The sequence below is a fragment of the Kitasatospora arboriphila genome (assembly GCF_039528095.1).
Lineage (GTDB): Bacteria > Actinomycetota > Actinomycetes > Streptomycetales > Streptomycetaceae > Kitasatospora > Kitasatospora arboriphila.
This window is the reverse complement of sequence record NZ_BAAALD010000050.1, coordinates 12940-37817: the sequence shown is the minus strand read 5'-3', so window position 1 is coordinate 37817 and position 24878 is coordinate 12940. Positions and strand designations below refer to the sequence as shown.

General features: G+C 75.5%; 20 protein-coding genes. 13 read left to right on the top strand and 7 right to left on the bottom strand.

The window, feature by feature from the left end; all coding sequences use genetic code 11:
- Positions 1 to 18 precede the first annotated feature (18 nt).
- Together ABD353_RS23960 and ABD353_RS23955 are read right to left on the bottom strand one after the other, a co-directional pair.
- On the bottom strand, positions 19 to 1521 hold the full coding sequence (locus tag ABD353_RS23960) for a sensor histidine kinase (protein ID WP_344625714.1): 1503 nt from the start codon (positions 1519 to 1521) through the stop codon (positions 19 to 21).
- Complete coding sequence (locus ABD353_RS23955; protein WP_344625713.1) at positions 1518 to 2234, bottom strand: response regulator transcription factor; 717 nt, start codon at positions 2232 to 2234, stop codon at positions 1518 to 1520. Before ABD353_RS23955 ends, ABD353_RS23960 begins: the two co-directional genes overlap by 4 nt.
- Positions 2235 to 2460: 226 nt before the next feature.
- Between ABD353_RS23955 and ABD353_RS23950 the strand changes: the two genes are divergently transcribed.
- From ABD353_RS23950 to ABD353_RS23940, 3 genes are read left to right on the top strand one after another with little or no spacing between them, the layout of a single operon-like run.
- Positions 2461 to 3816: a ferredoxin reductase family protein gene (locus tag ABD353_RS23950; RefSeq protein WP_344625712.1), complete on the top strand. Its 1356-nt coding sequence runs from the start codon at positions 2461 to 2463 to the stop codon at positions 3814 to 3816.
- Between the two features lie 24 nt (positions 3817 to 3840).
- Complete coding sequence (locus ABD353_RS23945) at positions 3841 to 4314, top strand: FMN-binding protein (RefSeq protein ID WP_344625711.1); 474 nt, start codon at positions 3841 to 3843, stop codon at positions 4312 to 4314.
- Between the two features lie 31 nt (positions 4315 to 4345).
- Positions 4346 to 5101, top strand: a complete 756-nt coding sequence (locus tag ABD353_RS23940; protein ID WP_344625731.1) for an FAD:protein FMN transferase — start codon at positions 4346 to 4348, stop codon at positions 5099 to 5101.
- Positions 5102 to 5277: 176 nt separating this feature from the next.
- Here ABD353_RS23940 and ABD353_RS23935 read toward each other — a convergent pair whose 3' ends face one another.
- The gene (locus ABD353_RS23935) at positions 5278 to 5511 is read right to left on the bottom strand and encodes a hypothetical protein (RefSeq protein WP_344625710.1); all 234 of its coding nucleotides are present in this window, start codon (positions 5509 to 5511) and stop codon (positions 5278 to 5280) included.
- A 20-nt stretch (positions 5512 to 5531) separates the two neighbouring features.
- Entirely contained in the window at positions 5532 to 7664 is a 2133-nt protein-coding gene (gene malQ / locus ABD353_RS23930) for a 4-alpha-glucanotransferase (RefSeq protein ID WP_425555233.1), read from the bottom strand.
- A gap of 292 nt (positions 7665 to 7956) precedes the next feature.
- On the opposite strand from malQ, the gene ABD353_RS23925 reads away from it, so the two are divergent.
- Positions 7957 to 11751 carry a beta-N-acetylglucosaminidase domain-containing protein gene (locus ABD353_RS23925; protein WP_344625709.1) on the top strand — a complete coding sequence of 1265 codons (3795 nt, stop codon included), beginning with the start codon at positions 7957 to 7959 and terminating at the stop codon, positions 11749 to 11751.
- Here ABD353_RS23925 and ABD353_RS23920 read toward each other — a convergent pair.
- Positions 11741 to 12451: an HAD family hydrolase gene (locus tag ABD353_RS23920; protein WP_344625708.1), complete on the bottom strand. Its 711-nt coding sequence runs from the start codon at positions 12449 to 12451 to the stop codon at positions 11741 to 11743. The genes ABD353_RS23925 and ABD353_RS23920 overlap by 11 nt on opposite strands.
- 105 nt (positions 12452 to 12556) lie before the next feature.
- On the bottom strand, positions 12557 to 13177 hold the full coding sequence (locus ABD353_RS23915; protein WP_344625707.1) for an HNH endonuclease: 621 nt from the start codon (positions 13175 to 13177) through the stop codon (positions 12557 to 12559).
- 337 nt (positions 13178 to 13514) lie between these two features.
- Between ABD353_RS23915 and ABD353_RS23910 the strand changes: the two genes are divergently transcribed.
- The 8 genes from ABD353_RS23910 (at position 13515) to ABD353_RS23875 (ending at position 22408) form a co-directional block, all read left to right on the top strand.
- Positions 13515 to 14627, top strand: a complete 1113-nt coding sequence (locus ABD353_RS23910) for a mechanosensitive ion channel family protein (protein ID WP_425555232.1) — start codon at positions 13515 to 13517, stop codon at positions 14625 to 14627.
- A gap of 245 nt (positions 14628 to 14872) precedes the next feature.
- Positions 14873 to 16060, top strand: coding sequence for an ROK family transcriptional regulator (locus ABD353_RS23905; protein ID WP_344625706.1), 1188 nt, complete (start codon positions 14873 to 14875; stop codon positions 16058 to 16060).
- Between the two features lie 85 nt (positions 16061 to 16145).
- Complete coding sequence (locus ABD353_RS23900; protein WP_344625705.1) at positions 16146 to 17495, top strand: extracellular solute-binding protein; 1350 nt, start codon at positions 16146 to 16148, stop codon at positions 17493 to 17495.
- Between the two features lie 10 nt (positions 17496 to 17505).
- Entirely contained in the window at positions 17506 to 18459 is a 954-nt protein-coding gene (locus tag ABD353_RS23895; protein ID WP_344625704.1) for a carbohydrate ABC transporter permease, read from the top strand.
- A gap of 3 nt (positions 18460 to 18462) precedes the next feature.
- Entirely contained in the window at positions 18463 to 19353 is an 891-nt protein-coding gene (locus ABD353_RS23890) for a carbohydrate ABC transporter permease (protein ID WP_344625703.1), read from the top strand.
- Positions 19354 to 19361: 8 nt separating this feature from the next.
- A complete protein-coding gene (locus ABD353_RS23885) occupies positions 19362 to 20642 on the top strand; it encodes a 6-phospho-beta-glucosidase (protein ID WP_344625728.1) in 1281 nt (426 codons plus the stop codon).
- Positions 20643 to 20681: 39 nt separating this feature from the next.
- A complete protein-coding gene (locus ABD353_RS23880; protein ID WP_344625702.1) occupies positions 20682 to 21698 on the top strand; it encodes an N-acetylglucosamine kinase in 1017 nt (338 codons plus the stop codon).
- Between the two features lie 287 nt (positions 21699 to 21985).
- Positions 21986 to 22408 carry a hypothetical protein gene (locus ABD353_RS23875; RefSeq protein WP_344625701.1) on the top strand — a complete coding sequence of 141 codons (423 nt, stop codon included), beginning with the start codon at positions 21986 to 21988 and terminating at the stop codon, positions 22406 to 22408.
- A 72-nt stretch (positions 22409 to 22480) separates the two neighbouring features.
- Here ABD353_RS23875 and ABD353_RS23870 read toward each other — a convergent pair whose 3' ends face one another.
- Entirely contained in the window at positions 22481 to 23065 is a 585-nt protein-coding gene (locus tag ABD353_RS23870; protein WP_344625700.1) for a nucleosidase, read from the bottom strand.
- A gap of 233 nt (positions 23066 to 23298) precedes the next feature.
- On the opposite strand from ABD353_RS23870, the gene ABD353_RS23865 reads away from it, so the two are divergent.
- Positions 23299 to 24702, top strand: a complete 1404-nt coding sequence (locus ABD353_RS23865; protein WP_344625699.1) for a CHASE3 domain-containing protein — start codon at positions 23299 to 23301, stop codon at positions 24700 to 24702.
- Positions 24703 to 24878 lie beyond the last annotated feature (176 nt).

Genomic DNA, 24878 nt, shown 5'->3' with positions numbered 1-24878 from the left:
GCGGGTCACGCCCCCGGTTCACGCCTGCGGCGCCGTCGCGGCCGGCAGTCGGACGGTGAAGACCGTACGGCCCGGCCGGCTCGCCGCGTCCACCGTTCCGCCGTGCGCCTGCACCACGGCCTGCACGATCGACAGGCCGAGCCCGGTCGAGCCGGTGGCCCGCGACCGGCCCCGGTCCCCGCGCACGAAGCGCTCGAACATCCGGTCCGCCAGCTCCGGCGGGATGCCCGGGCCGGTGTCCGCGACGGACAGCCGCACCTCCGCGCCCGCCCGCTCCAGGGCGAGCTCCACCGCGGTACCGGGCGGTGTGTGGGTGCCGGCGTTGGCCAGCAGGTTGGCCGTCACCTGGCGCAGCCGGTCGGCGTCGCCGCGCACGAGCACCGGCTCCTCGGGCAGCACCAGCCGCCAGCGGTGGTCCGGCCCGGCGGCGCGGGCGTCGGCCACGCCGTCCAGGGCGATCCGGGTCAGGTCGACCTCCTGGTCGGCGAGCGGCCGGCCCGCGTCCAACCGGGCGAGCAGCAGCAGGTCCTCCACGATGGCGCCCATCCGCCCCGCCTCGGCGCCGATCCGCTCCAGCGAGTGCACCACCGGCTCGGGCACCGGACCGGGATGGCGCAGCGCCAGCTCGGCGTGGCCCCGGACGGCGGCGACCGGGGTGCGCAGCTCGTGGCTGGCGTCGGCGGCGAACGCCCGCAGCCGCTCCTCCACCGCGTGCCGGCGGGCGAGCGCGGCCCCGACGTGGCCGAGCATCCGGTTGAGCGCGGCGCCGACCCGGCCGACCTCGGTCGCCGGGTCGTCGTCGGGCACCCGCACGGAGAGGTCGACGGCGCCGCTCGCCAGCGGCAGCGTGCTGACCCGCTCGGCCGTCCCGGCCACCCGCTCCAGCGGCCGCAGCGACCAGCGGACCCAGAGCGCCCCGGCCACCCCCGCCGCGGTGACGGCGACCGCGAAGACCGTCAGCTCCAGGGTCGTCAGACGGTCCACGGTGTCCTCGACCTGATGCAGCGGCAGACCGCTGACCAGCACGTCGCCGTCCCGGCCGGCGACCGCCTGCATCCGGTACGGGCCCTCCAGGGCCGGCAGCCGGACGGTGCGCGCCGGGCCGCCGACCGGCAGCGCGGCCAGGGCCCGCTGATCGGCCGCGGAGAGGTCGACCGTGTCGTCGGCGTTGGGGCGGTCGGCGTCGTCGGCGTCCCCGTCGACCACACCGGCCGCGGTGGCGCGGCCGTCCAGCAGCCGGGCGCCGAAGGTGCCGGGGGTCTGCGCCCGGGTGTCGGTGGCACCGCCGCGGTCGGCGTGCTCCAGGCTGGCGGCGTAGCGGCCGCCGGTGTCGGCGAGCTGCTGGTCCAGCCGGTCGACCAGGAAGTGCCGCAGCGCCGCGGTGGTGGCGAAGCCGACCGCGGCGCAGGTGACGACCAGCAGCACCAGCAGTCCGGCGATCAGCCGGGCCCGCAGGGTGCGCGGCACGAGCCGCCCCGCCCGCGCCCGCAGCCGCGCGGTCCGCGGCCGGGCGGCCGTCACGGGGACGCCTTGATCAGGTAGCCGGCGCCGCGCACGGTGTGGATCATCGGCGTCCGGCCCGCGTCGATCTTCTTGCGCAGGTAGCTGATGTACAGCTCCACGACGTGCGCCTGCCCGCCGAAGTCGTACGACCAGACGGCGTCCAGGAGCTGCGCCTTGCTCAGCACCTGCCGGGGGTGGTGCATGAGGTGGGCGAGGAGCGCGTACTCGGTGGGGCTGAGGTCGACCGGCTCGCCGCCGCGGGTGACCTCGCGGGCCCGCTCGTCGAGGACGAGGTCGCCGAGGACCAGGGCGTGCGCGGGCGGCTGCCCGGCGGGCGCGGGCGGGGCCGTGCGGCGCAGCAGCCCGCGCAGTCGGACGACCACCTCGGCCAGGCTGAACGGCTTGGTGACGTAGTCGTCGCCGCCCGCCGCGATCCCGGCGATCCGGTCCTCGACGGCGTCCCTGGCGGTGAGGAAGAGCACCCGCACCTCGGGCCGCGCGGCGTGGATACGGCGCAGCACCTCCATGCCGTCGAGGTCGGGGAGCATCATGTCGAGCACCACCGCGTGCGGCCGCCAGGCGGCGGCGGTGCGGACGGCGGCCTCGCCGGTGGTCTCGCCGACGGCCTCCCAGCCCTCGTAGCGGAGCGCCCCGCAGACCACCTCCACCAGGTCCGGTTCGTCGTCGACGACGAGGACCCGCCAGGCCTGCCGGTCGGCGGAGTCGTCCATGGTGCTCCCTCGGTGCGTTGTCACGAGCTCTCATTCTGGCCCGCCGCGATGAGAAAGCGCTGAGATCCCCGAAGCCCTCCCCCACCCGTCGAACCTGCCCTGACCTGCACGGACGTACTTCGTGAGGGCCGCCGGGAGGCCGCGCACTCAGAGGCAACTGAGAGCTTGCGGTGCCATCGTGGGCCACCTCGGCGGCACTCGCCGCCGGGTTCGAAGGAGGTTCCCGATGGCTGTCGCAGCCCCACCGCGGTCCGCGGCCCGGACGCACCGGGCGGTCCCGCGCCGTCCGGTCGCCGCCGCTCCGGCCGTCGTGCTCGCGCTGATCGCGGCGGGAGCGCTCGGCGTCACCGCGCTCTGGTGGAAGGACACCGCCTCGGTCGCCGGCGCGGCCGGCTGGCTCACCAACGCGGGCCGGCTCAGCGGACTGCTCGCCGGCTACGCCGCACCCGTGCTGATCCTGCTGATGGCCCGGCTGCCCCCGCTGGAGCGGGAGGTCGGCGCCGACCGGCTGGCCCGCTGGCACGCCTTCGGCGGCCGCTGGATGGTCGCCATGGTGACCGTCCACGTGCTGACGATCACCTGGGGGTACGCACTGACCGACGACCGGGGGGTGGTCGCCGAGGGCGTCGACATCGTCTTCCACTACCCCGAGATGATCAAGGCGACGCTGGGCACGCTCCTGCTGCTGGGCACCGGCGCGGTCTCCGCCCGGGCGGCCCGCCGCCGGCTCTCCTACGAGACCTGGTACTACCTGCACCTGGCCACCTACGTGGCCGTCGCACTCACCTTCGGCCACCAGCTCGCGACCGGCGCCGACTTCGGCGACCCCAAGGCCAAGGCCCTCTGGTACGCGCTCTACCTGGGCACCGCCGTCCTGGTCGGCTGGTACCGGCTGGCGCGGCCGTGGCTGCTCGACCGCCGGCACCGGCTGCAGGTCGCCGAGGTCCGCCCGGAGGCCCCCGGGGTGGTGTCGCTCTTCCTGACCGGCCGGCGGCTGGACGAGCTGCGGGCCGAACCCGGGCAGTTCTTCCGGCTGCAGTTCCAGGCGCCCGGACTGCGCTGGGCCGCCAACCCGTACTCGCTGTCGGCGCCGCCGCACCCGAACTTCCTCCGGTTCACCGTCAAGGACCTGGGCGGGCACAGCGCCGCGGTGGCCGCCCTGCGCCCCGGCACCCGGGTGCGCGCCGAGGGCCCGTACGGGGCGTTCACCGGCCGGCTGCAGCGGGAGCAGCGGGTGCTGCTGCTCGGCGCGGGGGTCGGGATCACCCCGCTGCGGGCGCTGTTCGAGACCCTGCCCGGCCGGGTGACCCTGGTGCAGCGGGCCCGGCGGCCCGAGGACCTGATGTTCCGGGAGGAGCTGGAGGCGGTCGCCCGGTGGCGCGGCGGGCAGGTGCACGCCCTGGTCGGGTCGCGCAGCCAGGTCGGCGACCTCGGCACGGCGCTGCGCCGGATCGTCCCCGACCTCGCCGAGCACGAGGTCTACCTGTGCGGCCCGGAGGGGATGGCCGAGGAGGCCGTCCGCTCGCTGCGGGCCGCCGGCGTGCGGCCGAACCGCATCCACCGCGAGTCCTTCGCCCTCTGATCCCCCGTCCCCCAGGAGGACCCCATGCGCCGAGCCGTCGTCAGCAGTGCCGCCACCGCGGCCGGAATCGTGCTGCTGCTCTCGTTGAAGCCGCACGACGGGGCCGGTGTCGCCCCGGTGATCAGCTCGGGCGGCGCCGGCAGCGCCACCGACACCTCGTCCGGCAGCTCGTCCGGCTCCTCGGGGTCGTCGGGCAGCTCGTCCGGCTCCTCGTCGTCCTCGACGAGAACGGTCACCGGGGACGCCGCGAACACCCGCTACGGCCCCGTCCAGGTGAAGGTCACCCTCGACGGAAGCCGGATCACCAACGTCGACGTCGTCCAGTACCCCTCGAACGACCACCGCGACCAGGAGATCAACAGCTACGCGCTGCCGCTGCTGAACCAGGAGGCGATAGCCGCCCAGAGCGCCCGGATCGACGTGGTCAGCGGTGCGACCTTCACCAGCGACGGCTACACCCGCTCGCTGCAGAGCGCCCTCGACAAGGCCGGGCGGTGAGCGGGCCGTGCTGCGCCGTGCCGAGCCCGTGATGGGCACCGTCTTCTCCTTCGCCGTGCGCGACCCCGGCCCGGGCACCCCCGGGGTGCTCGACCGGATCGCCGAACGGCTGCACCGGATCGACGCGGTCTTCTCCCCGTACCGCGCCGACTCCGACATCAGCCGTCTGGACCGCGGCGAACTCTCCCTCGACGCCTGCGACCCGGAGGTGCCGGCCGTGCTCGCGGCCTGCCGGGAGGTGGCGGCGGAGACCGACGGCTGGTTCACCGAGCGGCCCGGCGGCCGGCTCGACCCGAGCGGCTGGGTGAAGGGCTGGGCGGTCGAGGAGGCCGCCCGGATGCTGCACGCCTCCGGCTCCCGGGAGCACTGCGTCAGCGGCGGCGGCGACGTGCAGACCGCGGGCGGGCCCTGGCGGGTCGGGATCGCCCATCCGCTGCGGCCGGGCCGGCTCGCAGCCGTCCTGGGCGGCCGCGGCCTGGCGGTGGCGACCTCCGGCACCGCCGAACGCGGCGCGCACGTCGTCGACCCGCACACCGGCCGCCCCGCCGCCGGACTCGCCTCGCTCACCCTGGTCGGCGACCCCGGCACCGGCATCGCCCGGACGGACGCCTGGGCGACGGCCGCCTTCGCGATGGGCCCCGACCGCGCCCTCGCCTGGGCCGCCCGCCGGCCCGGCGTCGAGGCGCTCGCCGTGCTGCCCGACGGCACCAAGCGCTGGACGGACGGCCTCGCCCGGCACCTCCCGGCCGCCGGCCCCGCCGACTGGCACCCGGCCACCGCCTCCTGACCGCCCCCGGGCAGCCCCGGCCCGCACCTGACCGCCCCCGCCGGGGCGCCCGGCCTGATTCGGGGCCGCCGCCCCGTTGCAGGCGCGTTCCCGCGTGCCGGCCGCAGGCCCGGGAACTCCCCCGGACATGCCGGAGCGCCGCCGGGGCGGGCCCCGACGGCGCTCGGACGGACGTCTTACTTGTTCTTGCCCTTGTTCTTCAGCGAGGGCAGGCAGACCAGGCCGGCGATCAGCAGGAAGAGCGCGATCGGCAGCAGCACGTAGATGCCGACGACCTCGGCGGTGCTGATCCCGGAGCCCGGCTGGTCACCGTCGTCGCGGGTCAGGGCCATCGCGGGCGACGTCATCAGCATCATCAGCGTGGCCGCCGCGGTGACCGCACCGGCGCGCATAGCGTTCCTCTTGTCCACGTCGTCACCGTACCGGCCGCTCACACGGAGCCGCTCGGCGGGGTGGGCCTTCCGAGCCGGGCCGCCGGGCCGGCCACCAGGCGGGCGGTGGAGGGGGCTGCGGCGAGGGCGTCGAGGGTGACCGGGTTGCCCTCCCCGTCCGCCACCGGGAGGCGCCAGTTGGGGTACTGGTCCCAGGTGCCGGGCAGGTTCTGCGGGCGCGGGTCGCCGACCGCGTCCGGCAGCCAGACGCCGACCAGGGCGGCCGGGGTGGCGAGCAGGAAGGCGTACAGCGCCTCCGGCGTCGGCTCCGCGCCCTCGGGGAGCAGGCCGCGGGCGGTGAGTTCGGCGGCCCACTCGGCGAGCTCGGTCCGGGCCGCGTCCTGCTCCTCGCCGAGCGGGCGGGCGAGCAGGCCGAGCCGGTGGCGCAGCTCCACGTGCTCGCCGCCGATCCGGGCCGCGGTCGGCGGCAGGTCGTGGGTGGTCAGGGTGGCGAGGCAGCCGGCCCGCCAGCGCTCCGGCGGGAGGATCTCGCCCTTGGCCTGCCAGTCCCGCTCGAACCAGAGCACCGAGGTGCCGAGGACGCCCCGGGAGGCCAGCTCCTCGCGGACGCCCGGCTCCACCGTGCCCAGGTCCTCGCCGATGACGTACGCGCCGGCCCGGTGCGCCTCCAGGGCGAGCACGCCGAGCATCGCCTCCGCGTCGTAGCGGATGTAGGCGCCGCGGGTGGGCGGGTGCCCGGCCGGCACCCACCAGAGCCGGAACAGCCCCATCACGTGGTCGATCCGCAGCGCCCCGGCGTGCCGGGCGGCGGCCCGCAGCAGTTCGGCGAAGGGCAGGTAGCCGGTGGCGGCCAGCGCGTCGGGCCGCCAGGGCGGCAGCCCCCAGTCCTGGCCGTGCGCGTTGAAGGCGTCCGGCGGGGCGCCGACCGAGATGCCGTGGGCCAGGACGTCCTGGAGGGCCCAGGCGTCGGCGCCGTCCGGGTGCACGCCGACGGCGAGGTCGTGGATCAGGCCGACGGCCATGCCGGCGTCCTCGGCGGCCCGCTGGGCCCGGCCGAGCTGCTCGTCGACCAGCCAGGCCAGCCAGCGGTGGAAGCCGATCCGCTCGGCGAGTTCCGCGCGGGCGGCGGCGAGGTGCGGGCCGTCGGGACGCCGCAGGCCCTTCGGCCAGGCGTGCCAGTTCGGGCCGTGCTGTTCGGCGAGGGCGCACCAGGTGGCGTACCGCTCCAGCCACTCGCCCTCGCGGGCGGTGAAGGCGTCCAGCGCGGCCCGGCGGCCGACCGTCCGGGGCACCGCGTACAGCGCCTCCAGGGCCTCCCGCTTGAGCGCCCAGACGGCGTCCCGGTCGATCAGGCCGTCGTGGTCGAGCACCTCGGCGCGCAGCCGGCCGGCCCGCTCGGCGACGTCCCGGATCCCGGCGTCGGCGTACGCGTACTCGGGCACCGCCTCGATCCGCAGGTGCACCGGGTCGGCGAAGCGGCGCGAGGACGGGCGGTAGGGCGACGGGTCCGACGGGGCGCCCGGCATGCCCGCGTGCAGCGGGTTGATCTGCAGGAAGCCGGCGCCGTGCGCGTGGCCGGCCCACTGCGCGAGGTCGGCCAGGTCGCCGAGGTCGCCCATGCCCCAGGAGCGGTCGGAGAGCACCGAGTAGAGCTGGGCGAGGAAGCCCCAGGAGCGGCCGGGCGGCTCGGGCAGCCGCTCGGGGGCGACGATCAGCGCGGCGGACCCCTGGCGGGGGCCGGCCTTGGCGGTGAGGCGGTGCCGGCCGAGCGGCAGGTCGGCGGGCAGCCAGTGCGAGTGGCCCTTCGGGAGGTCCCAGCGGCCGCCGTCCTCCAGCTCGACGGCGAGCTCCGCCTCGGCGGGGACGTCCAGTGCGGTGCGGCGGCCCTGACGGACCACCACCGTCGGCGGCAGCAGCCGGGCGGCGGTCTCCACCCGGTGGCTGTGCAGCGCCGCCCGGACGGCCTCCGGGGTGGAGGCGTCCACGCCGAGCGCGGCCAGCACCGCGACCAGCGTGTCCGAGCCGACCGGGACCGTCCCGCCGCCCGGGTTGTACGTGCTGTCCACCCCGTACGCGTGCGCCAGCGCCACCAGGTCCGGCGGCGGGGGCGGTGCGTCCTCGGCGGGGACCTGCTCCCCGGCTGCCTGGTCACGGTCAAGGTATGCGGCCACTCGCGGCTCCCTGGAGTCGGGACATCACCGAACGCGAACAGGCACAGTCCTACCCGCCCGCACGCCGTGCGACCCCGACCGACACGGCGCCGAGGGGGCACGCCGACGCAGAGCGGCCCACGCGCGCCGGGCCGGGCCCGGTCACCGGCCGACGGATACGCAAATCGGGCATACCCGCCACCGGCGTTGACACCCGGCCGGTCAGCTGGTGGGCTGGCCCGCTGAGGCGGGTACGGCGGTGACCGGGTGGCGGGCCCGGTGGACCGGCTGTCCGGGGCATGGAGGAGGTCCGGTGCAGGCACGGGTGTCGGTGGCCGCCGGGCGGCGGTTGAGGCAGCAGCTGGACCAGAGCCCCGCGCTGCGCGAACTCCTGAACCATCCGGCCGCGCTGACGGCACGCCGGACGGCCGCCCGGACGGCGCGCCAGCTGGCGCCCCGGGCCGCGGACCGCTTCATCGCCGACATCAAGGGCACCGAGCCGCTGCTCGCCTCCGTCCGCGCCGAACGGCGCACCCCCGCCGGCCGCCGCCGCAGCGCCCTGCAGCTCGCCGCGACGCTCTCCGCGGCCGCCGTGGTCGGCGGTCTGCTGGCCGGTCCGGCGGCCCTCGCCGCACCGTCGATCGGCGACCGCCCCGTCACCAGCGCCCCGGTCACCCCGCTCGGCTCGATCACCGAGCCGCAGGTCTACCCGCGCCCGCAGCAGCTGCAGGCCGCGGGCGGCGCCGTCGCGGTGCCCGACACCGTCGCCCTGGTCGCGCCGCGCCGCGCCGACGGCCCCGCCCTGGCGGCCGTCCGGCAGGTGCTCGGCACCGCGGGCGCCACCGACATCGTCGAGGCCGACCCCTCCGTCAGCCCCGCCGCGGGCTCGCTGGTGGTGTACGTGGGCGGCCCCGGGGAGGGCGCCGGCGGCGACACCGACCAGGTGCTGCGCCGGCTCGCCGCGGCCGCCGGGCGGGCCGCCTCGGAGGTGTCGGTGACCGGGCTGCCGGCCGGCGGCTACGTCCTGGCCGCCGGGCAGCTGCCCGCCGCGGGCGGCGGCACGTACGGCGCGGTGGTGCTGTCCGGCGCCGACGCGACCGGCACCTTCTACGCGGTGCAGAGCCTGCGGCAGCTGCTCGCGCCGATCCAGAGCGGCCAGGGCCAGGGCCCGGCCGAGGCCGGCCGGGGCTTCCCCGGGGTCGTCCTGCGGGACTGGCCGACGGGCGCGCCCGTCCGCGGCACCGCCGAGTCCTTCTACGGCACCCCGTGGACGACCGCGGAGCGCCTGGAGCAGCTCGACTTCCTCGGCCGCACCAAGCAGAACTTCTTCCTGTACGCGCCCGGCGCCGACCCGTACCGGACCTCCCGCTGGCGCGAGGCCTACCCGCAGGCGCAGCAGGACGCGCTGCGCCGGCTCGCCGCGCGGGCCCGGGACAACCACGTGGTGCTCGGCTACTCGATCGACCCGGGGCAGTCGTTCTGCTACGGCTCCGGCAAGGACGTGGACGCGCTGGTCGCCAAGCTGGACGGGCTGCGCAGGCTCGGCTTCGGCGCCTTCCAGCTGCAGTTCCTCGACGTCAGCTACGACGAGTGGCACTGCCCGGGCGACCGCCGCACCTACGGCACCGGCCCGGCCGCGGCGGCCAAGGCCCAGGCCGAGCTGGCCGCGAAGGTGCAGACGCGGCTGATCGCGGCGCACCCGGAGCTGGCGCCGCTGTCGGTGGTGCCGACGGAGTACCAGAAGCAGGGCGCGACGCCGTACCGCAAGGCGCTGGCGGCGGCGCTGCCGGCGGGCGTGCAGGTGGCGTGGAGCGGCGGCGCGGTGATCGCGCCCAAGGTGACGGGCGACCAGCTGGCCCAGACGGCGGCGCTGTTCGACCGCCCGCTGGTGACCATGGACAACTACCCGGTCAACGACTCCACGCCGGACCGGCTGTTCCTCGGCGGCTACACCAGCCGCGACCCCGCGGTGGCGACCCGGTCGGCGGTGCTGCTGACCGCGGCGATGGCGCAGCCGGTGGCGTCCCGGCTGCCGCTGGCGACCGCCGCCGACTTCGGCTGGAAGCCCGAGGGCTACCGCGCCGAGGACTCGGTGAAGCAGGCGGTGCACGCCATGTCGGGCGGCGGCGCGGCCGAGGCGGCGCTCGCCGCACTGGCCGGGAACAGCTCGTCCTCGCCGCTGGACAAGCGGGAGTCGGGCTACCTGGCGCCGCTGATGGAGCGTTTCTGGACGGCGCTGGAGCCGTCCTCGGGCAGCACCCCGGACCACGCGGCGCTGCAGGCGGCGGCCGCACCGCTGCAGGAGGCCTTCGCGACCATGGCGGGGGCGCCGCAGGCCCTCGCCGGCGACGCGGTGGCGCAGGACGCGGGCCCCTGGCTCGTCCGGCTGGCCACCTACGGGCGGGCCGGGCAGGCGGCGGTCGCGATGCTGCTGGCGCAGCGCGGCGGCGACGGCAGTGCGGCCTGGCAGGCCCGGGTGGACCTGCGGCAGCTGCGCGAGCAGCTGGGGCAGGGCACGGTGACGCTCGGGGCCGGGGTGCTGGACCCGTTCCTGGAGCGGGCGCTGAAGGACGCGGACACCTGGGCCGGCGTGGACGCCGGCTCGGGCACCCCGACGACCACGATCGGCACGGCCAACGACCACGGCCCGGCACTGATGACGGACGGCGCCGCGGACACCTTCTACTGGAGCGCGTCCCCGCCGCAGGTCGGCGACGCGGTCGGCCTGGACCTCGGCAACGGCCGCCCGCTCGGCCGGGTGACCGTGCTGATGGGCTCGTGGGGCGACGGTCCGGACGCGGCGAGCGCGGCCGACGACTACCTGCGCGACGGGGTGCTGGAGTACTCCACGGGCAGCGGCGGCTGGAAGCAGCTGGCGGTGGTGCACGGCCAGAAGAGCGTGTCGGTGACCGCCCCGGCCGGCACCGTGGCCAAGGCGGTGCGGCTGCGCGCGCGGACGGCGCAGAAGACCGCGGTGGCCGTCCGGGAGTTCTCGGTCGCGGCACCGGACGACACGCCGGCGGTGGTGACCGGCCCGGCCGCGGCGCCGGGCTCCTCGCCGGACGCGGTGCTGGACGGCGACCCGGACACCGCGTTCCGCGCCGCGGACGCGCCGACGGCGGCCTCGGAGCCGCTGACGGTGGAGCTGGGCTCGGCCCGCCCGCTGGACCGGGTCACCGTGCTGACCGACCCGACGGTGCAGGCGGTCGCGACGGTGGCGGTGCGCGGCGCGGACGGCCTCTGGACGGCGATCGGCACGCTGAAGCCCGGCTACAACGAGCTCCCGGCGGGCGGCCGCCCGGCCGACGCGATCCGGCTGGTGTGGGCGCCCGGCTTCCAGGCGCCGGTGGTCAACCAGATCGTGCCCTGGTACGCGGACACCCCGGCGGCGCGGCTCAGCCTCTCGGACTCCAGCCTGGACGTGGTGACCGGGCAGGCCGTGCCGCAGGTGACGAAGGCGGTGCTGGAGACCGGCCGGCCGGAGGGCACCAGCGGCGAGCTGAAGGTGGAGGTGCCGGCGGTCGCCAAGGGGCTGACCGTCACCCAGGGCACCGCGGTGGCGGTGCCGCGCGGCGGCCGGGTGGGCGTGCCGCTGCAGGTGGTGGCGGCCGCCGGGACGCCCTCGGGCACCTACCGGCTGCCGGTCACGTTCACCGCGGGCACGCTGACCGTCCGGCAGGACCTGCTGGTGCACGTGGTGCCGCCGGCCGGCGGACCGGACCTGGCGCGCGGCGCGACCGCCACCTCCTCTGCTGACGAGACGCCGGCCTTCCCGGCCTCCAACATCAACGACGGAGACCCGCGGACCCGCTGGTCCTCACCGGCCTCCGACGGCGCGTGGGTGCAGCTGGCACTGCCGCAGGCGGCGCGGCTGGGCTCGGCGGTGCTGCACTGGCAGGACGCGCACGCGGCCGCCTACAAGGTGCAGACCTCGGCGGACGGGGTGACCTGGACGACGGTGGCCACCGTGGACGACGGCGGGGGCGGCACGGAGACGGTGCGCTTCGACGCGCCGGGCACCCGCTACCTGCGCGTGCAGGGGGTGACCCGGGCGACGAAGTACGGCTACTCGCTGTGGGGCGTCGAGCTGTACGCCGTCACCGGCTGAGCAGCTCGGCCAGCGAGGTGAGGGCGCCGGGGGTGCGGCCCGTCCGGTCGATCAGCCGTGCCTGGAACCCGGCGGCGAGGGCCCCGGCGACGTCCTCGACGGGGTGGTCGCCGACGTGCAGGATGCGGGCCGGCTCGACGCCGAGCCGCTCGGCGGTGATCAGGTAGATCGCCGGGTCGGGCTTCGAGCGGCCGCAGTCCACCGCGCGCACGACCGCGCTGAAGTAGGGGTCGAGGCCCGTCCAGGAGAGTTCGGCGTTGCCGTTGGTGGTCAGCGCGAGCGGCATCCGGGCGGCGAGCGCGGCCACGACCTCCGCGACCTCGGGGAAGAGCCGGGTGGAGCGGGCGCGGGCGGCCATGAACGCGAGGAACATCCGGTCGGCGAGCTCGGGGCGGCCGGGGGCGCGGCGGCGGACGGCCTCGGCGAAGGCGGCCCGGCGCAGCTCGGGCAGGGTGGCGCCGGGCAGGTCGGCGGCGACCTCCTCGCGGATCCGCTGCAGCCAGTCGACCTCCACCGGTGGGCCGCCGAGCTCCGCGCCGAGCAGGTCGGCGGCGTGGGCGATGGCCGGGGCGAACGCGGCGGCGAAGTCCCAGAGGGTGTCGTCGCCGTCGAAGGAGACGGCGTCGAAGGACAGGGCGTCGAACGGGAGGCCGTCGAAGGGGACGGGGTCGGTGGCGCGGGGGCGGCTCTCGGGCGGCACGGTGCGGGCTCCAGGGATGCAGACGGCGGGCCGCAGACGCTCCCGCTGCGGGTGCGCCGGCGGCCCATGAGGCGTACCGAAGTGTGACGGGCAGGCCCTTGTCTGTCAGGCGGAGAGCGGTTCCGGCTCTCCGCGGCGGCGGGTCGGGTGGGTCCTCGTGGCCGGAGCCGGCAGGGCACCCGCGTGGTCGGTATGGTCGTGGTGCTCGTACTCGCGGAACTGGTCGAGGCCGCCGTAGGGCTCCAGGTAGGGGCGCCAGCGGGGGTCCTTGATGCCGGTGCCGATGACCCGCCAGGCCAGACCGCTGGGCGGGGCGGGGGCGCGCTTCATCCGCCAGCCGAGCTCGGTGAGGTGGCGGTCGGCCTTGACGTGGTTGCAGCGGCGGCAGGCCGCCACCACGTTGTCCCACCGGTGCTGGCCGCCCCGGCTGCGCGGAATGACGTGGTCGACGCTGGTCGCGGCGGCCCCGCAGTACACGCAGCGCCCGTGGTCGCGGGCGAACAGTGCGCGGCGGGTGAGCGGGACGGGCCCGCGGAACGGGACCCGCACGAAGCGGGTCAGACGGACGACGGACGGTGCCGTCACGGTGGTGGTGGCGCTGTGCAGTGTGGTTCCGGAGTCCTCCAGGCTGACCGCCTTGTGGTTGAGGACCAGGATGAGGGCGCGGCGGGCGGAGACCACTCCGAGTGGTTCGTACGACGCGTTGAGGACCAGGACATGCGGCACGGATGCCTCCTTGGACGCCTGCGGCGCGTGGCTCGCGCCGGGACGAGCGGTGATCGCGCTGTGGCGCGATCTCCCCCAGTGTCGCCTTACGCCTTCGTACGGCGCCACCACTCCTGTGTAACGGACCGGATGTGGAATCCGTCATAGGACGTATGCCCGCGCGCCGGGCCCGGTGCACGCGTCGCCGCCGGTGAGGGGGCGTGTGCGGGGGCCGGGGCAGGCTGACGGGCCGTCCGGGGTGCCCGCGCGGGCCGCTAGGGTTGGACGGGACGGTCCGCCAGCCGGGCCGTGCCGGCGTCGCGCGCCGGCCGTACCCCGCACCACGGAAGGCCCGCACGTGTTCCGCTCCGGTGTCACCGGCCTCCTGGCCGAAGCCACCCCTTCGCCAGCCCAACCCACCCTCGACCTGAAGCTGCCGACCAGCGCCGAGGAGGTGACGGCCTCCACCAAGCAGGCCGCCAGCTGGTTCGACCAGAACTGGCAGAGCTGGGTCGAGGGCGGTGTGCGGATCGTCTTCATCGTGGTCCTCGCGCTGGTCCTGCGCGCGGTCGTCCGCAAGCTGATATCGCAGCTGGTGGCGCGGATGGGCCGCCCCTCGGAGGACGAGGAGGAGTTGGGCCGCCTCGGCGGTCTGCTGGCCAACAGCGGGGTGGTGAACACCGAGCGCCGCCAGCAGCGGTCGGAGGCGATCGGCTCGGTGCTGCGCAGCGTGGCCTCGTTCACCATCCTCGGCACGGCCGCACTGATGGTGCTGTCGGCGCTGGGCGTGAACCTCGCACCGCTGCTGGCGAGTGCCGGTGTGGCCGGTGTGGCGATCGGTTTCGGCGCGCGGAACCTGGTGACCGACTTCCTGTCCGGCGTCTTCATGATCATGGAGGACCAGTACGGCGTCGGCGACGAGATCGACACCGGGGTGGCCTCCGGCACGGTGCTGGAGGTCGGCCTGCGGGTGACCAAGCTGCGCGGCGCGGGCGGCGAGATCTGGTACATCCGCAACGGCGAGGTGAAGCGGATCGCCAACATGAGCCAGGGCTGGGGCACCGCCACGGTGGACGTCCAGGTCGGCTACAAGGAGGACCTCCTCCGGGTCGAGGCGCTGATCACCGAGGCGGCCGAGCAGCTGTCCAAGGAGACCCCGTACGACGAGCTGATCTGGGGCCGGGTCAAGGTGCTGGGCGTGGACTCGGTGGCGACCGACTCGCTGGTCCTCAAGGTCGAGGCGCGGACGACGCCGGGCAAGTCGCCACAGGTGGCGCGGGCGCTGCGGCAGCGGCTCAAGCAGGCCTTCGACGAGGCCGGGGTGAAGCTCAAGGAGGAGGCGGTGACGGTGTCGGCGACACCGGTCGCGGCCGTCCCGGCGGCGGAGATCGCGGCGCCCTCGGCGCTGTCGGACCCGCTGTCGCCGCAGTCCGCCGCGGTCAAGCCGATACCGGCGCAGTCGGTGGAGTAGCCGCAGGAGCCGTCTTCGAGGCGCTGGCGCGCCCCTGGTGGTGCAACTTCAGCAGGGCCCCGTTCCCGGGTGGGAGCGGGGCCCTTCGCGTACCCGGGGTAACGCTTCGACATCAGGTCATTGACACCTGCTCCGGCCGGGATCTACGGTCCTCTCGAAGCAATTGGAAACTTTCCTAACAGTTCGCCGCGCCACCTGCCGGGCCCGCAGGTGACCGGGCCGGACCCGCAGAGGAGGATCGAGCCGTGACCGACACCACCCGCCCCCCGCTCGCCGGCACCCCGAGCCTGCTCCGCGCGATCAACGACCGCGCCGCCCTGGAACTGCTGCTCGCCAACGGCCCGCTCTCCAGAACCCAGATCGGCACCCTCACCGGCCTCTCCAAGCCGACCGCCTCCCAGCTGCTGACCCGGCTGGAGGCCGCCGGACTCGTCGTGCCGGTCGGCACCACCGCCGGCGGCCCCGGGCCGAACGCCCAGCTCTACCAGGTCAACCCGGCCGCCGGGTACGTCGCCGGACTGGACGTCACCACCACTCACGTGCGGATCGCCGTCGCCGACATCACCGGCACCACGCTGGCCGAGCACCAGGTCGCCACCAAGGGCTGGTCCGCGGCCGGCACCGTCGAGAAGGTCGGCGAGGCCCTCGCCGCCACCGTCCGCCAGGCCGGTCTCGCCGACGGCGGCCTGCACCAGGTCGTCATCGGCGTGCCCGGCGCCCTCGACCCCGCCACCGGCAAGCTCCGCTACGCCTCCCACCTGCCGGGCTGGCACTCCCCGCGGCTGCTCGCCGACCTGGAGGCCGCGCTCGGCACCCCGTTCTCGATCGAGAACGACGTCAACCTGGCCGCGATCGCCGAGCAGGCCCTCGGCGCCGCGCACGGCTGCGAGGACTTCGTCCTGCTCTGGGCCGAGGAGGGCATCGGCGCCGCGATCGTCATCGCCGGGCGGCTGCACCGCGGCTTCACCGGCGGTGCCGGCGAGGTCGGCTACATGCCGGTGCCGGGTGCCCCGGTCGTCCGCGACGTGCGGCGGCGCAACTCCGGCGGCTTCCAGGAGCTCGCCGGCGCCGACGCCGTCCTGGAGCTCGCCGCCGCGCACCGCCTCGCCGCCGGCACCGCCGAGGAGGCCGTCGACCTGGCCCTGCGGACCGAGGGCGACGGCGACGCCTTCCTCGCGGAGCTCGCCGAGCGGATCGCGGTGGGCCTCGCCGTCATCGTCTCCGTCGTCGACCCCGAACTGCTGGTGCTCTCCGGCGGCATCCCCACCGCCGGCGGCGAGCGGCTGCGCGCCCTCGTCGAGGAGGCGCTCGCCCTGATCTCCATCCCCCGTCCCGAGGTGCGCCGCAGCACCGTCCCGGGCTCCCCCGTCCTGCACGGCGCGCTGCAGCGCGCCCTGGCCACCGCCCGGGAAGCGGCCTTCACCACCCACTGACCCGCACCACCGCCACGCCACCGTCTCCCGCACACGGGCCGAGGGGCGATGCCCCCTGCCCGCGTCCCCCCAGGAGGACCCCGAAGTGCACACCCCGCGCAGAACCCGCCGGACGCTCGCCGCCGCCACCGGTGCCGCCGCCGCCCTCGCCCTGCTCACCGCCTGCACCGGCACCCCCCAGGGCGGCGGGGACGACGGCTCCGCCGAGGGCAAGGACGTCACCATCACCTTCTGGCACGGCTGGAGCCAGGAGAACGAGACCAAGGCGATCGACGCCAACATCGCCGCCTTCGAGAAGCTCCACCCCAACATCCACGTCAAGGTGGTCGGCAACATCGCCGACGACAAGAGCGAGCAGGCCCTGCGGGCCGGCGGCGCCGACGCCCCCGACGTGGTCTCGTCCTTCACCACCGACAACGTCGGCAAGTTCTGCTCCGCCAAGGTCTGGGCCGACCTGACGCCCTTCCTGAAGAAGGACGGCATCGACCCGGCGAAGACCTTCCCCGCCGCGATGCTCTCCTACAGCGGCTACCGCGGGAACCAGTGCTCGCTGCCGCTGCTCGGCGACGCCTACGGCCTCTACTACAACAGGACCGCGTTCGCCGCGGCCGGCATCACCGCCCCGCCGAAGACCTTCTCCGAGTTCGAGGCGGACGCCGTCAAGCTGACGACCGCCCGGGGCGACGGCTACCAGCAGCTCGGGTTCATGCCGAACTACCACGGCTACGAGTCCACCCCCTCGCACTTCCTCGGCCAGTACGGCGCCGGCTACTTCGGGCAGGACGGGAAGTCCGACGTGGCCGCCGACCCGAAGGTCGCCGCGATGTTCGCCTGGCAGAAGGGCCTGGTCGACAAGCTCGGCGGCTTCGAGAAGCTGGAGAAGTACCGCACCGGCTTCGGCGACGAGTTCAGCGCCAAGAACCCGTTCACCACCGGGCAGGTCGCGATGGCCATCGACGGCGAGTGGCGCACCGCCTCGCTCGCCGAGGACAAGCCGGCCTTCGAGTGGGCCACCGCGCCCTTCCCCGTCCCGGACGACCAGGTGGCCTCCTACGGCCGCGGCTACCAGACCGGCACCATCATCGGCATCGCCAACGGCAGCCGGAAGCAGACCGCCGCCTGGCAGCTCGTCAAGTACCTGACCACCGACACCGACGCGGTCGTCGGCTTCGCCAACGCGATCCACAACGTGCCCAGCACCTTCGCCGCGCTCGACTCGCCCAAGCTCGACGCCGACGCCAACTTCCGCACCTTCCTGGCCATCGCGAAGAACCCGAACTCCTCGACCACGCCCGCCTCGGTCAACGGCGGCGCGTACCAGGTCTCCCTGCAGAACCTCGGCTACGCGTACGAGTCCGGCCGGCTCTCCGACCTGAAGGCCGGGCTCGCCGCCACCGCCAAGGAGATCGACGCGGCCATCGACCAGGCCAAGTGACGGACGCGCCATGGCACTCACCGACACCCCCCGGCCGGCGGCGCTGCGCAGCAAGCCCCGCCGGGAGCGGGCCCGCACCCTCGCCTTCCTCTCCCCCTGGCTGATCGGCTTCGGTCTGTTCTTCGCCTACCCGCTGGTCTCCACCGCCTACTTCTCGTTCATGAAGTACGACGGCTTCACCGCGCCCACCTTCAACGGCCTGAAGAACTGGACGTACCTCTTCGCGCACTACCCGTTCTTCTGGCAGGGACTGCGCAACACCCTGTGGCTGGTGGCCGTCATGGTGACCCTGCGGGTCGCCTTCGGCCTGGGCGTCGGCGTGCTCATCACCAAGGTGAAGACCGGTGCGGGCTTCTTCCGCACCGCCTTCTACCTGCCCTACCTGGCGCCGCCGGTGGCCGCCACGATGGCCTTCGCCTTCCTGCTCAACCCCGGCACCGGCCCGGTGAACCACCTGCTCGGAGACCTCGGCCTGCCGCAGCCCGGCTGGTTCACCGACCCCGACTGGTCCAAGCCCGCGCTCACCCTGCTCGCCATGTGGGGCATCGGCGACCTGATGGTGATCTTCATGGCGGCGCTGCTCGACGTGCCGAAGGAGCAGTACGAGGCCGCCGAGCTCGACGGCGCGGGGCCCTGGCAGCGGTTCCGCTTCGTCACCCTGCCGAACATCACGCCGATCGTGCTGTTCGCCGTCGTCACCGGGGTCATCCAGACCATGCAGTACTACACCCAGGCGATCGTCGCCGGGAAGGTCGCCAGCGGCGTGATCGGCGGCTCCGGCCAGCAGTTCGAGCCCGGCTACCCGCACGGCTCGACCTGGACCCTGCCGCAGATGGTCTACAACCTCGGCTTCCAGCGCTTCGACACCGGCACCGCCTGCGCCGCCGCCCTCGTCCTGTTCGCGATCTCGATGGCCTTCACCGCCCTGCTGCTGCGGCGCGGCTCCGGCCTGGTGGAGGACTGAGCCGTGACCCTCAACCCCGCCCTGCCGCTGCCGGCCCGCGCCCGGACGGCCGCCGCCCGCACCGCCCGCCGCCGCGCCGCCCTCGAATGGGTCGCCGTGCACTCGCTGGCGATCGCCGCCGCGCTGTTCTTCCTGCTGCCCTTCGTCTTCGTGCTGCTCACCTCGGTGATGAGCGACCGTCAGGCTCTCACCTCCGAGCTGTGGCCCACGAGTTGGCACTGGGAGAACTACGCGCAGGTCTGGCGCACCCCCGGCTTCCTCACCTGGTGGCGCAACAGCCTGCTGTACGCGGGCCTCGGCACCCTGCTCACCGTCGTCTCCAGCCTGCCCGTGGCGTACGCCCTGGCCAAGTTCCGCTTCCGCGGCCGCCGGCTCGCCCTGATGGCGGTGGTCTCGATGATGATGCTGCCGCCGCAGGTCACCGTGATCCCGATGTACCTGTTCTGGGCCAAGCAGCTCCACCTGACCGGCTCGCTCTGGCCGCTGGTGGTGCCGATGGCCTTCGGCGACGCGTTCTCCATCTTCCTGCTGCGGCAGTTCCTGCTGACCGTGCCGAACGAGTACCTGGAGGCCGCCCGGATCGACGGCTGCGGCGACGTCCGCACCCTGCTGCGGGTGGTCCTGCCGATGGCCCGGCCGGCGATCGCCGCGGTCGCGCTCTTCCAGTTCTTCTCCTGCTGGAACGACTACTTCGGCCCGCAGATCTACGCCAGCGAGAACCCGGGCGCCTGGACGCTGAGTTACGGCCTGGAGTCGTTCAAGGGCGCCCACCACACCGACTGGAACCTCACCATGGCCGCCACCCTGCTGGTGATGGCGCCGGTGATCATCCTCTTCTTCTTCGCACAGAAGGCCTTCATCGAAGGCGTGACACTGACAGGGGTCAAGGGCTGATGTCCGCACTGAAGTTGGCAATCGTCGGCGGCGGTTCCACCTACACACCCGAGCTGATCGACGGCTTCGCCCGGCTGCGGGACACCCTGCCGATCGGCGAGCTCGTCCTGGTCGACCCGGCCGCCGACCGGCTGGAGCTGATCGCCGGCCTCGCCCGGCGGATCTTCGCCCGGCAGGGCCACGACGCGCGGGTCACCACCGCGTCCGAGGTCGCCGCGGGCGTGCAGGGCGCCGACGCCGTCCTGCTGCAGCTGCGGGTCGGCGGACAGGCCGCCCGCAACGAGGACGAGACCTGGCCGCTGGAGTGCGGCTGCGTCGGCCAGGAGACCACCGGCGCGGGCGGGCTGGCGAAGGCGCTGCGCACCGTCCCGGTGGTGCTGGACATCGCCGAGACGGTGCGCCGGGCCAACCCGGACGCCTGGATCGTCGACTTCACCAACCCGGTCGGCATCGTCACCCGCGCCCTGCAGACCGCCGGCCACAAGGCCGTCGGCCTGTGCAACGTCGCGATCGGCTTCCAGCGGAAGTTCGCCGGCCACCTCGGCGTCGAGCCCGAGCGCGTCCGCCTCGACCACGTCGGCCTCAACCACCTCACCTGGGAGCGCGGCGTCACCCTGCTCGACGCCCCCGGCGCCGCCACCGGCCGCGAGGTGCTGCCGGAACTGCTCGCCGGCCACGGCGAGGCGATCGCCGCCGACCTGCACCTGCCGCTCGACGTCGTCCGCCGGCTCGGCGTGGTGCCCTCCTACTACCTGCGCTACTTCTACCAGCACGACCTGGTGGTCGAGGAGTTGAGGGTGCAGGGCTCGCGGGCCGCCGCGGTCGCCGCGATCGAGCGGCAGCTGCTGGAGATGTACGCCGACCCGGCCCTGGACACCAAGCCCGAGCTGCTCGGCAAGCGCGGCGGCGCCTTCTACTCGGAGGCCGCCGTCCAGCTGATCGCCGCGCTGCTCGGCACCGACGGCACCACGGGCGTCCAGGTGGTCAACACCCGCAACGACGGCGTGCTGCCCTTCCTCCCCGACGACGCGGTGATCGAGGTGCCCGCCGAGGTCGACCCGCAGGGCGTGCGCCCGCTGCCGCAGCGCCCGGTCGAACCGCTCTACGCGGGCCTGATCGCCGCCGTCACCGCCTACGAGCACCTGGCGCTGGACGCCGCGCTCAAGGGCGGCCGGGACCGGGTCTTCGACGCCCTGCTCGCCCACCCGCTGGTCGGCCAGATCGACCTCGCCGACCGGCTCACCGACCGGCTGATCGCCCACAACCGCGCCCACCTCGGCTGGGCGTGACCCGACGATGACCGCCTCGCACCACCCCGGGGAGAACCGATGAACCGCCAGCACGACGCCCCGCTCCCCGGCGTCCTCGCCGTCGACGCCGGGAACAGCAAGACCGACGTGGCGCTGGTCGCCGCCGACGGCACGGTGCTCGGCTCCGCCCGCGGCGGCGGCTTCCAGCCGCAGCTCGACGGCGCCGACGAGGCCATCGGCGGCCTCGCCCCGCTGGTCGAGTCGGTCGCCGCACAGGCCGGTCTGAGACCCGGTGCCCCGGTGGCCGCGCACGTCTCGGCCTGCCTCGCCAACGCCGACCTGCCGGTCGAGGAGGAGCGGCTGCTCGCCGCACTGGAGGCCCGCGGGTGGGGCACCACCGCGGCCGTCGCCAACGACACCTTCGGCCTGCTGCGGGCCGGCACCGACGGCCCGCGCGGCGTCGCCGTGGTCTGCGGCGCCGGCATCAACTGCGTGGGCCTGCTGCCGGACGGGCGCACCGCGCGCTTCCCCGCGCTCGGCCGGCTCACCGGTGACTGGGGCGGCGGCGGCGGACTGGCCGCCGAGGCGATGTGGCACGCCACCCGGGCCGAGGACGGCCGGGGCGCGCCGACCGGGCTCGCCGCGGCGATCGGCGCGCACTTCGGACGGCCCTCCGCCACCGCCGTGGCCGAGGGGATGCACCTCGGCGAGATCTCCGCGGAGCGGCTGCACGAGCTCGTCCGGGTGCTGTTCGCCGCCGCGGAGGCGGGCGACCGGGTGGCGCTCGGCCTGGTCGACCGGCAGGCCGACGAGATCGTCCGCTTCGCCACCGTCGCGCTGCGGCGGCTCGGCCTGCTGGACGAGGCCGTCCCGGTGGTGCTCGGCGGCGGCGTGCTCGCCGACCGGCTGCCGCTGCTGGTCGACAACGTGACGGCCCGGCTGGCCGCCGCCGCGCCGCTCGCCGAGCCGCGGATCGTGGTGGCACCGCCCGTCCTCGGCGCCGCCCTGCTCGGCCTCGACCGGATCGGCGCCGACGACCGGGCGCAGCTGCGGCTGCGCGCCGCCTACGAACCGGTGCACCCGGCGGCCGCCTGACCGGCCGTCCGGCGCTCCGGCGCTCCGGCGCTCCGGCGTCCGGTCGGCCGTGTCCCGGCCGCCGGTGTCCCGATCTCCCGCCGTCCGCCCCGGGGGCCGCACACCCCGGGGCGGGGGGGGGGGGGCCCCACCGGTGTCCCGCGGGTGGCCGGCCGGTCAAGGAGCGGTCAAGAATCCGGGTCGGGAGGTTTGAACGTTGATAGGACGGTCCCACGAACGCTACGCTCCCGGCTTCGTACGGCGCCCGTCCACGGGGCGCCCACCCGATCCCCAGGGGGAAGCGCCAGATGGCGATCCGTAAGTCCACCATGCAGGAGCAGGTCGCCGAGGCGATCGCGGCGATCGAGCCGAACGACCGGCCCGTCGTCACCTTCCACACCGTCACCGGCCCGAGCCCGTGGCTGATGAGCCAGCTCGGCCTGATCGGCCAGCTGTTCGTGAAGTACTACTTCGTCACCCTCACCGAGCGCGTGGTCGTCGTGCACCGCGCCTCGCGGATGAGCAACCGGCCGCAGGAGCTGGTGCACGTGGTGCCGCTGGAGCAGGCGCGCACCCTGATCACCGAGGTGAAGCGGGCCGCGATGTGGAGCTCGATGCAGTTCCACTTCCCCGGCGAGCAGAAGGCGACCCGCCTGAACGTCGCCCGCTACTGGCGTTCCGAGCTGGACCAGTTCGTGCCCGCGCTGACCGGCGTGCAGATCACCGGCTGATCCCGCCGCCACGAACGGCCGGAGGCCGGGACCGCGACGGTCCCGGCCTCCGCCGTGTGCGCGGTGCGCGCCTCAGCGGTCGCCGAGGTGCTCGTCCGCCCAGGCCGCGAGGATCTTCGCGCAGGCGTCCACCGACTCGCGCCAGGTGTGCGCCGCGCCGTCGTCGGCCTCGTCGCTGACGTACTTGACCAGGCGCACCGGCACCTCGGCCCGGCGGGCGACGGTGGCGATCGCGTAGCCCTCCATGTCGACCAGGTCGGCCCGCTCGGCGAGCCGGTCGCGGGCCGCGCCGTCCGAGACGAAGAGGTCGCCGGTGGCCAGGGTCGGGCCGACGCCCTCGTTGAGGGTGATCGGCGCGCCGTAGCTGCGGCCGGTCAGCGCGCGCAGCACCGGGGTGTCGATGTCGTGCTGCAGCACCCGGGAGACCTCGTGCGTGGTGCCGGCCAGGCCGGGGCGCAGCGCGCCCGCCGTCCCGAGGTTCACCACCTCGGCCGGCCGGACTCCCCCGGCCAGCACGGTGGCCAGCGCGGCCGTCGAGTTGATCTTGCCGATGCCGGTGAGCAGCACGGGGAGGCGCTCGCCCAGGTGGGCCGCCTCCTCCCGGACGGCGACGACGAGCAGCGGACGGTCCGGGGTGATGGTGCCGAGCAGACGCATGCCGCCATGCTACGGCCGCCCCCGCGGCGCCCCGGGCGGGAGGGTTCGGGGCGGCCGGCCGGGCGCTGCGCGCACGGAACGTCCACGTTCGGGCGGATCGGCCCATTGGCGCAATCTCAAGATCGGCACAACTCGCGTGTGGTCGTCACATCCGGCGGCCATACTGCTGGCATCAGGGGGCCGGCGTCCCGCGGGACGCACGGGGACACGGGGCACACAGGGGGGTGGGGCGGGTGACGGGACCGGCGGTCGTCGAAGGCACGGCGCCGTTGCCGGAGCCGGCAGGGCGCGGCTCCGCGGCACGGCTGCCCGGGCTGCAGGACGCCGGCGAGCGGCTGGCCGCACTGCGGCGCGCGGCGGACACCCCGCCGGGCCGGCTGCGGCTGGCCGGCGCCGCGCTGGTCGCGCTGGTGCTGCTGTTCGGGGGGACGGCGGCCTGGCAGGCCGACCGGCGGGCCGGGGCCACCGACCGGGTGGTCGGGCACAGCCAGCCGCTCAGCCGGGACGCGGCCGAGATCTACCGCTCCCTCGCCGACGCCGACACCACCGCGGCCGGCGGCTTCCTGCTCGCCGGCGACGAACCGGCCGAGCTGCGCAAGCGGTACGAGGACGACCTCGCCACCGCCGGCGAACTGCTCACCCGGGCCGCCGCCCGGACGGCCGCCAACTCCGAGGCGCAGCACCGCATCGACGACCTGAGCCGCCAACTCCCCCAGTACGCGGGTCTGGTGGAGACCGCCCGGGCCGACAACCGGCTCGGCCTGCCGCTCGGCGGCGCCTACCTGCGGTACGCCTCGGGGCTGATGCAGAACACCATGCTGCCGTCCGCGCAGCAGCTGGTCACCGCCGAGTCGGGGCAGCTCGACGAGGACTTCGACGCGGCCGGGGCGATGCCCGTGGCGGCCCTGCTGCTGGGGCTGGCCGCGCTGGCCGCGCTCGGCGGGTACCAGGTGCTGCTGTTCCGCCGGACCAACCGGGTGTTCAACCCGGGCCTGGTGGCGGCCTCCGCGGCGGTGCTGGCCGCGGTGCTGTGGCTGGCGGTGGGCGGCGCGGTCGCCTCCGCCTCGCTGACCGCCGGCCGCACCCGGGGCGCCGAGCCGCTGCGGGTGCTCGGCCAGGCCCGGACGGAGGCCCTGCAGGCCCGCGCCGCGGAGAACCTCAACCTGGTCGCCCGCGGGGCGAGCGACAGCTACGGCAAGCGCTGGCAGACGGTCACCGGGTCGCTCGGCGGCGCACCGACGCCGGGCGGCGGCCGGGCCGGCGGCGGCACCCTGGACCGGGCGGGCCGCCCGCGCCCCCGCGAGGCGGAGCACCGGCTGGACGAGGCCCGCAAGCAGTTCGCGCAGTGGGACTCCCGGCACGACGCGGCCGCCGCCAGCGACCGGGCCGGCGACTACGAGGCGGCGCTGCGGGCGACCGTGGCGGTCGCCTCGGACACCACCACCGAGGCCGCCTGGGCCGCGATGGACCGGCAGCTGGCCGCCGCGGGCGCGGCCGAGCAGGACCGCTTCGGTACGGAGACCTCCGGCGTGGCCGGCGGGTACGAGGCGCTCGCCGCAGGGGCGGCCGTGCTGGCCGTCCTGGCGGCGGCGGGCGTGGTCAGGGGCATCGGCCGCCGACTGGCCGAGTACCGGTGAGGGGGCGGGGGATGACGGAGCGCACAAGGACGGCCCGCGGCAGGCGGGCGGGCATCACGGCCGGAGCGGCGGCCGCGGCGGCGCTCGCGGTGGCCGCCGGGCTGCTCGGGGGAGGCTCGGCCCCGGCCGGAGCCGCGGCGGCGCGAACGGCCCCGGCGGCAGCGGGCGGGCGAGGT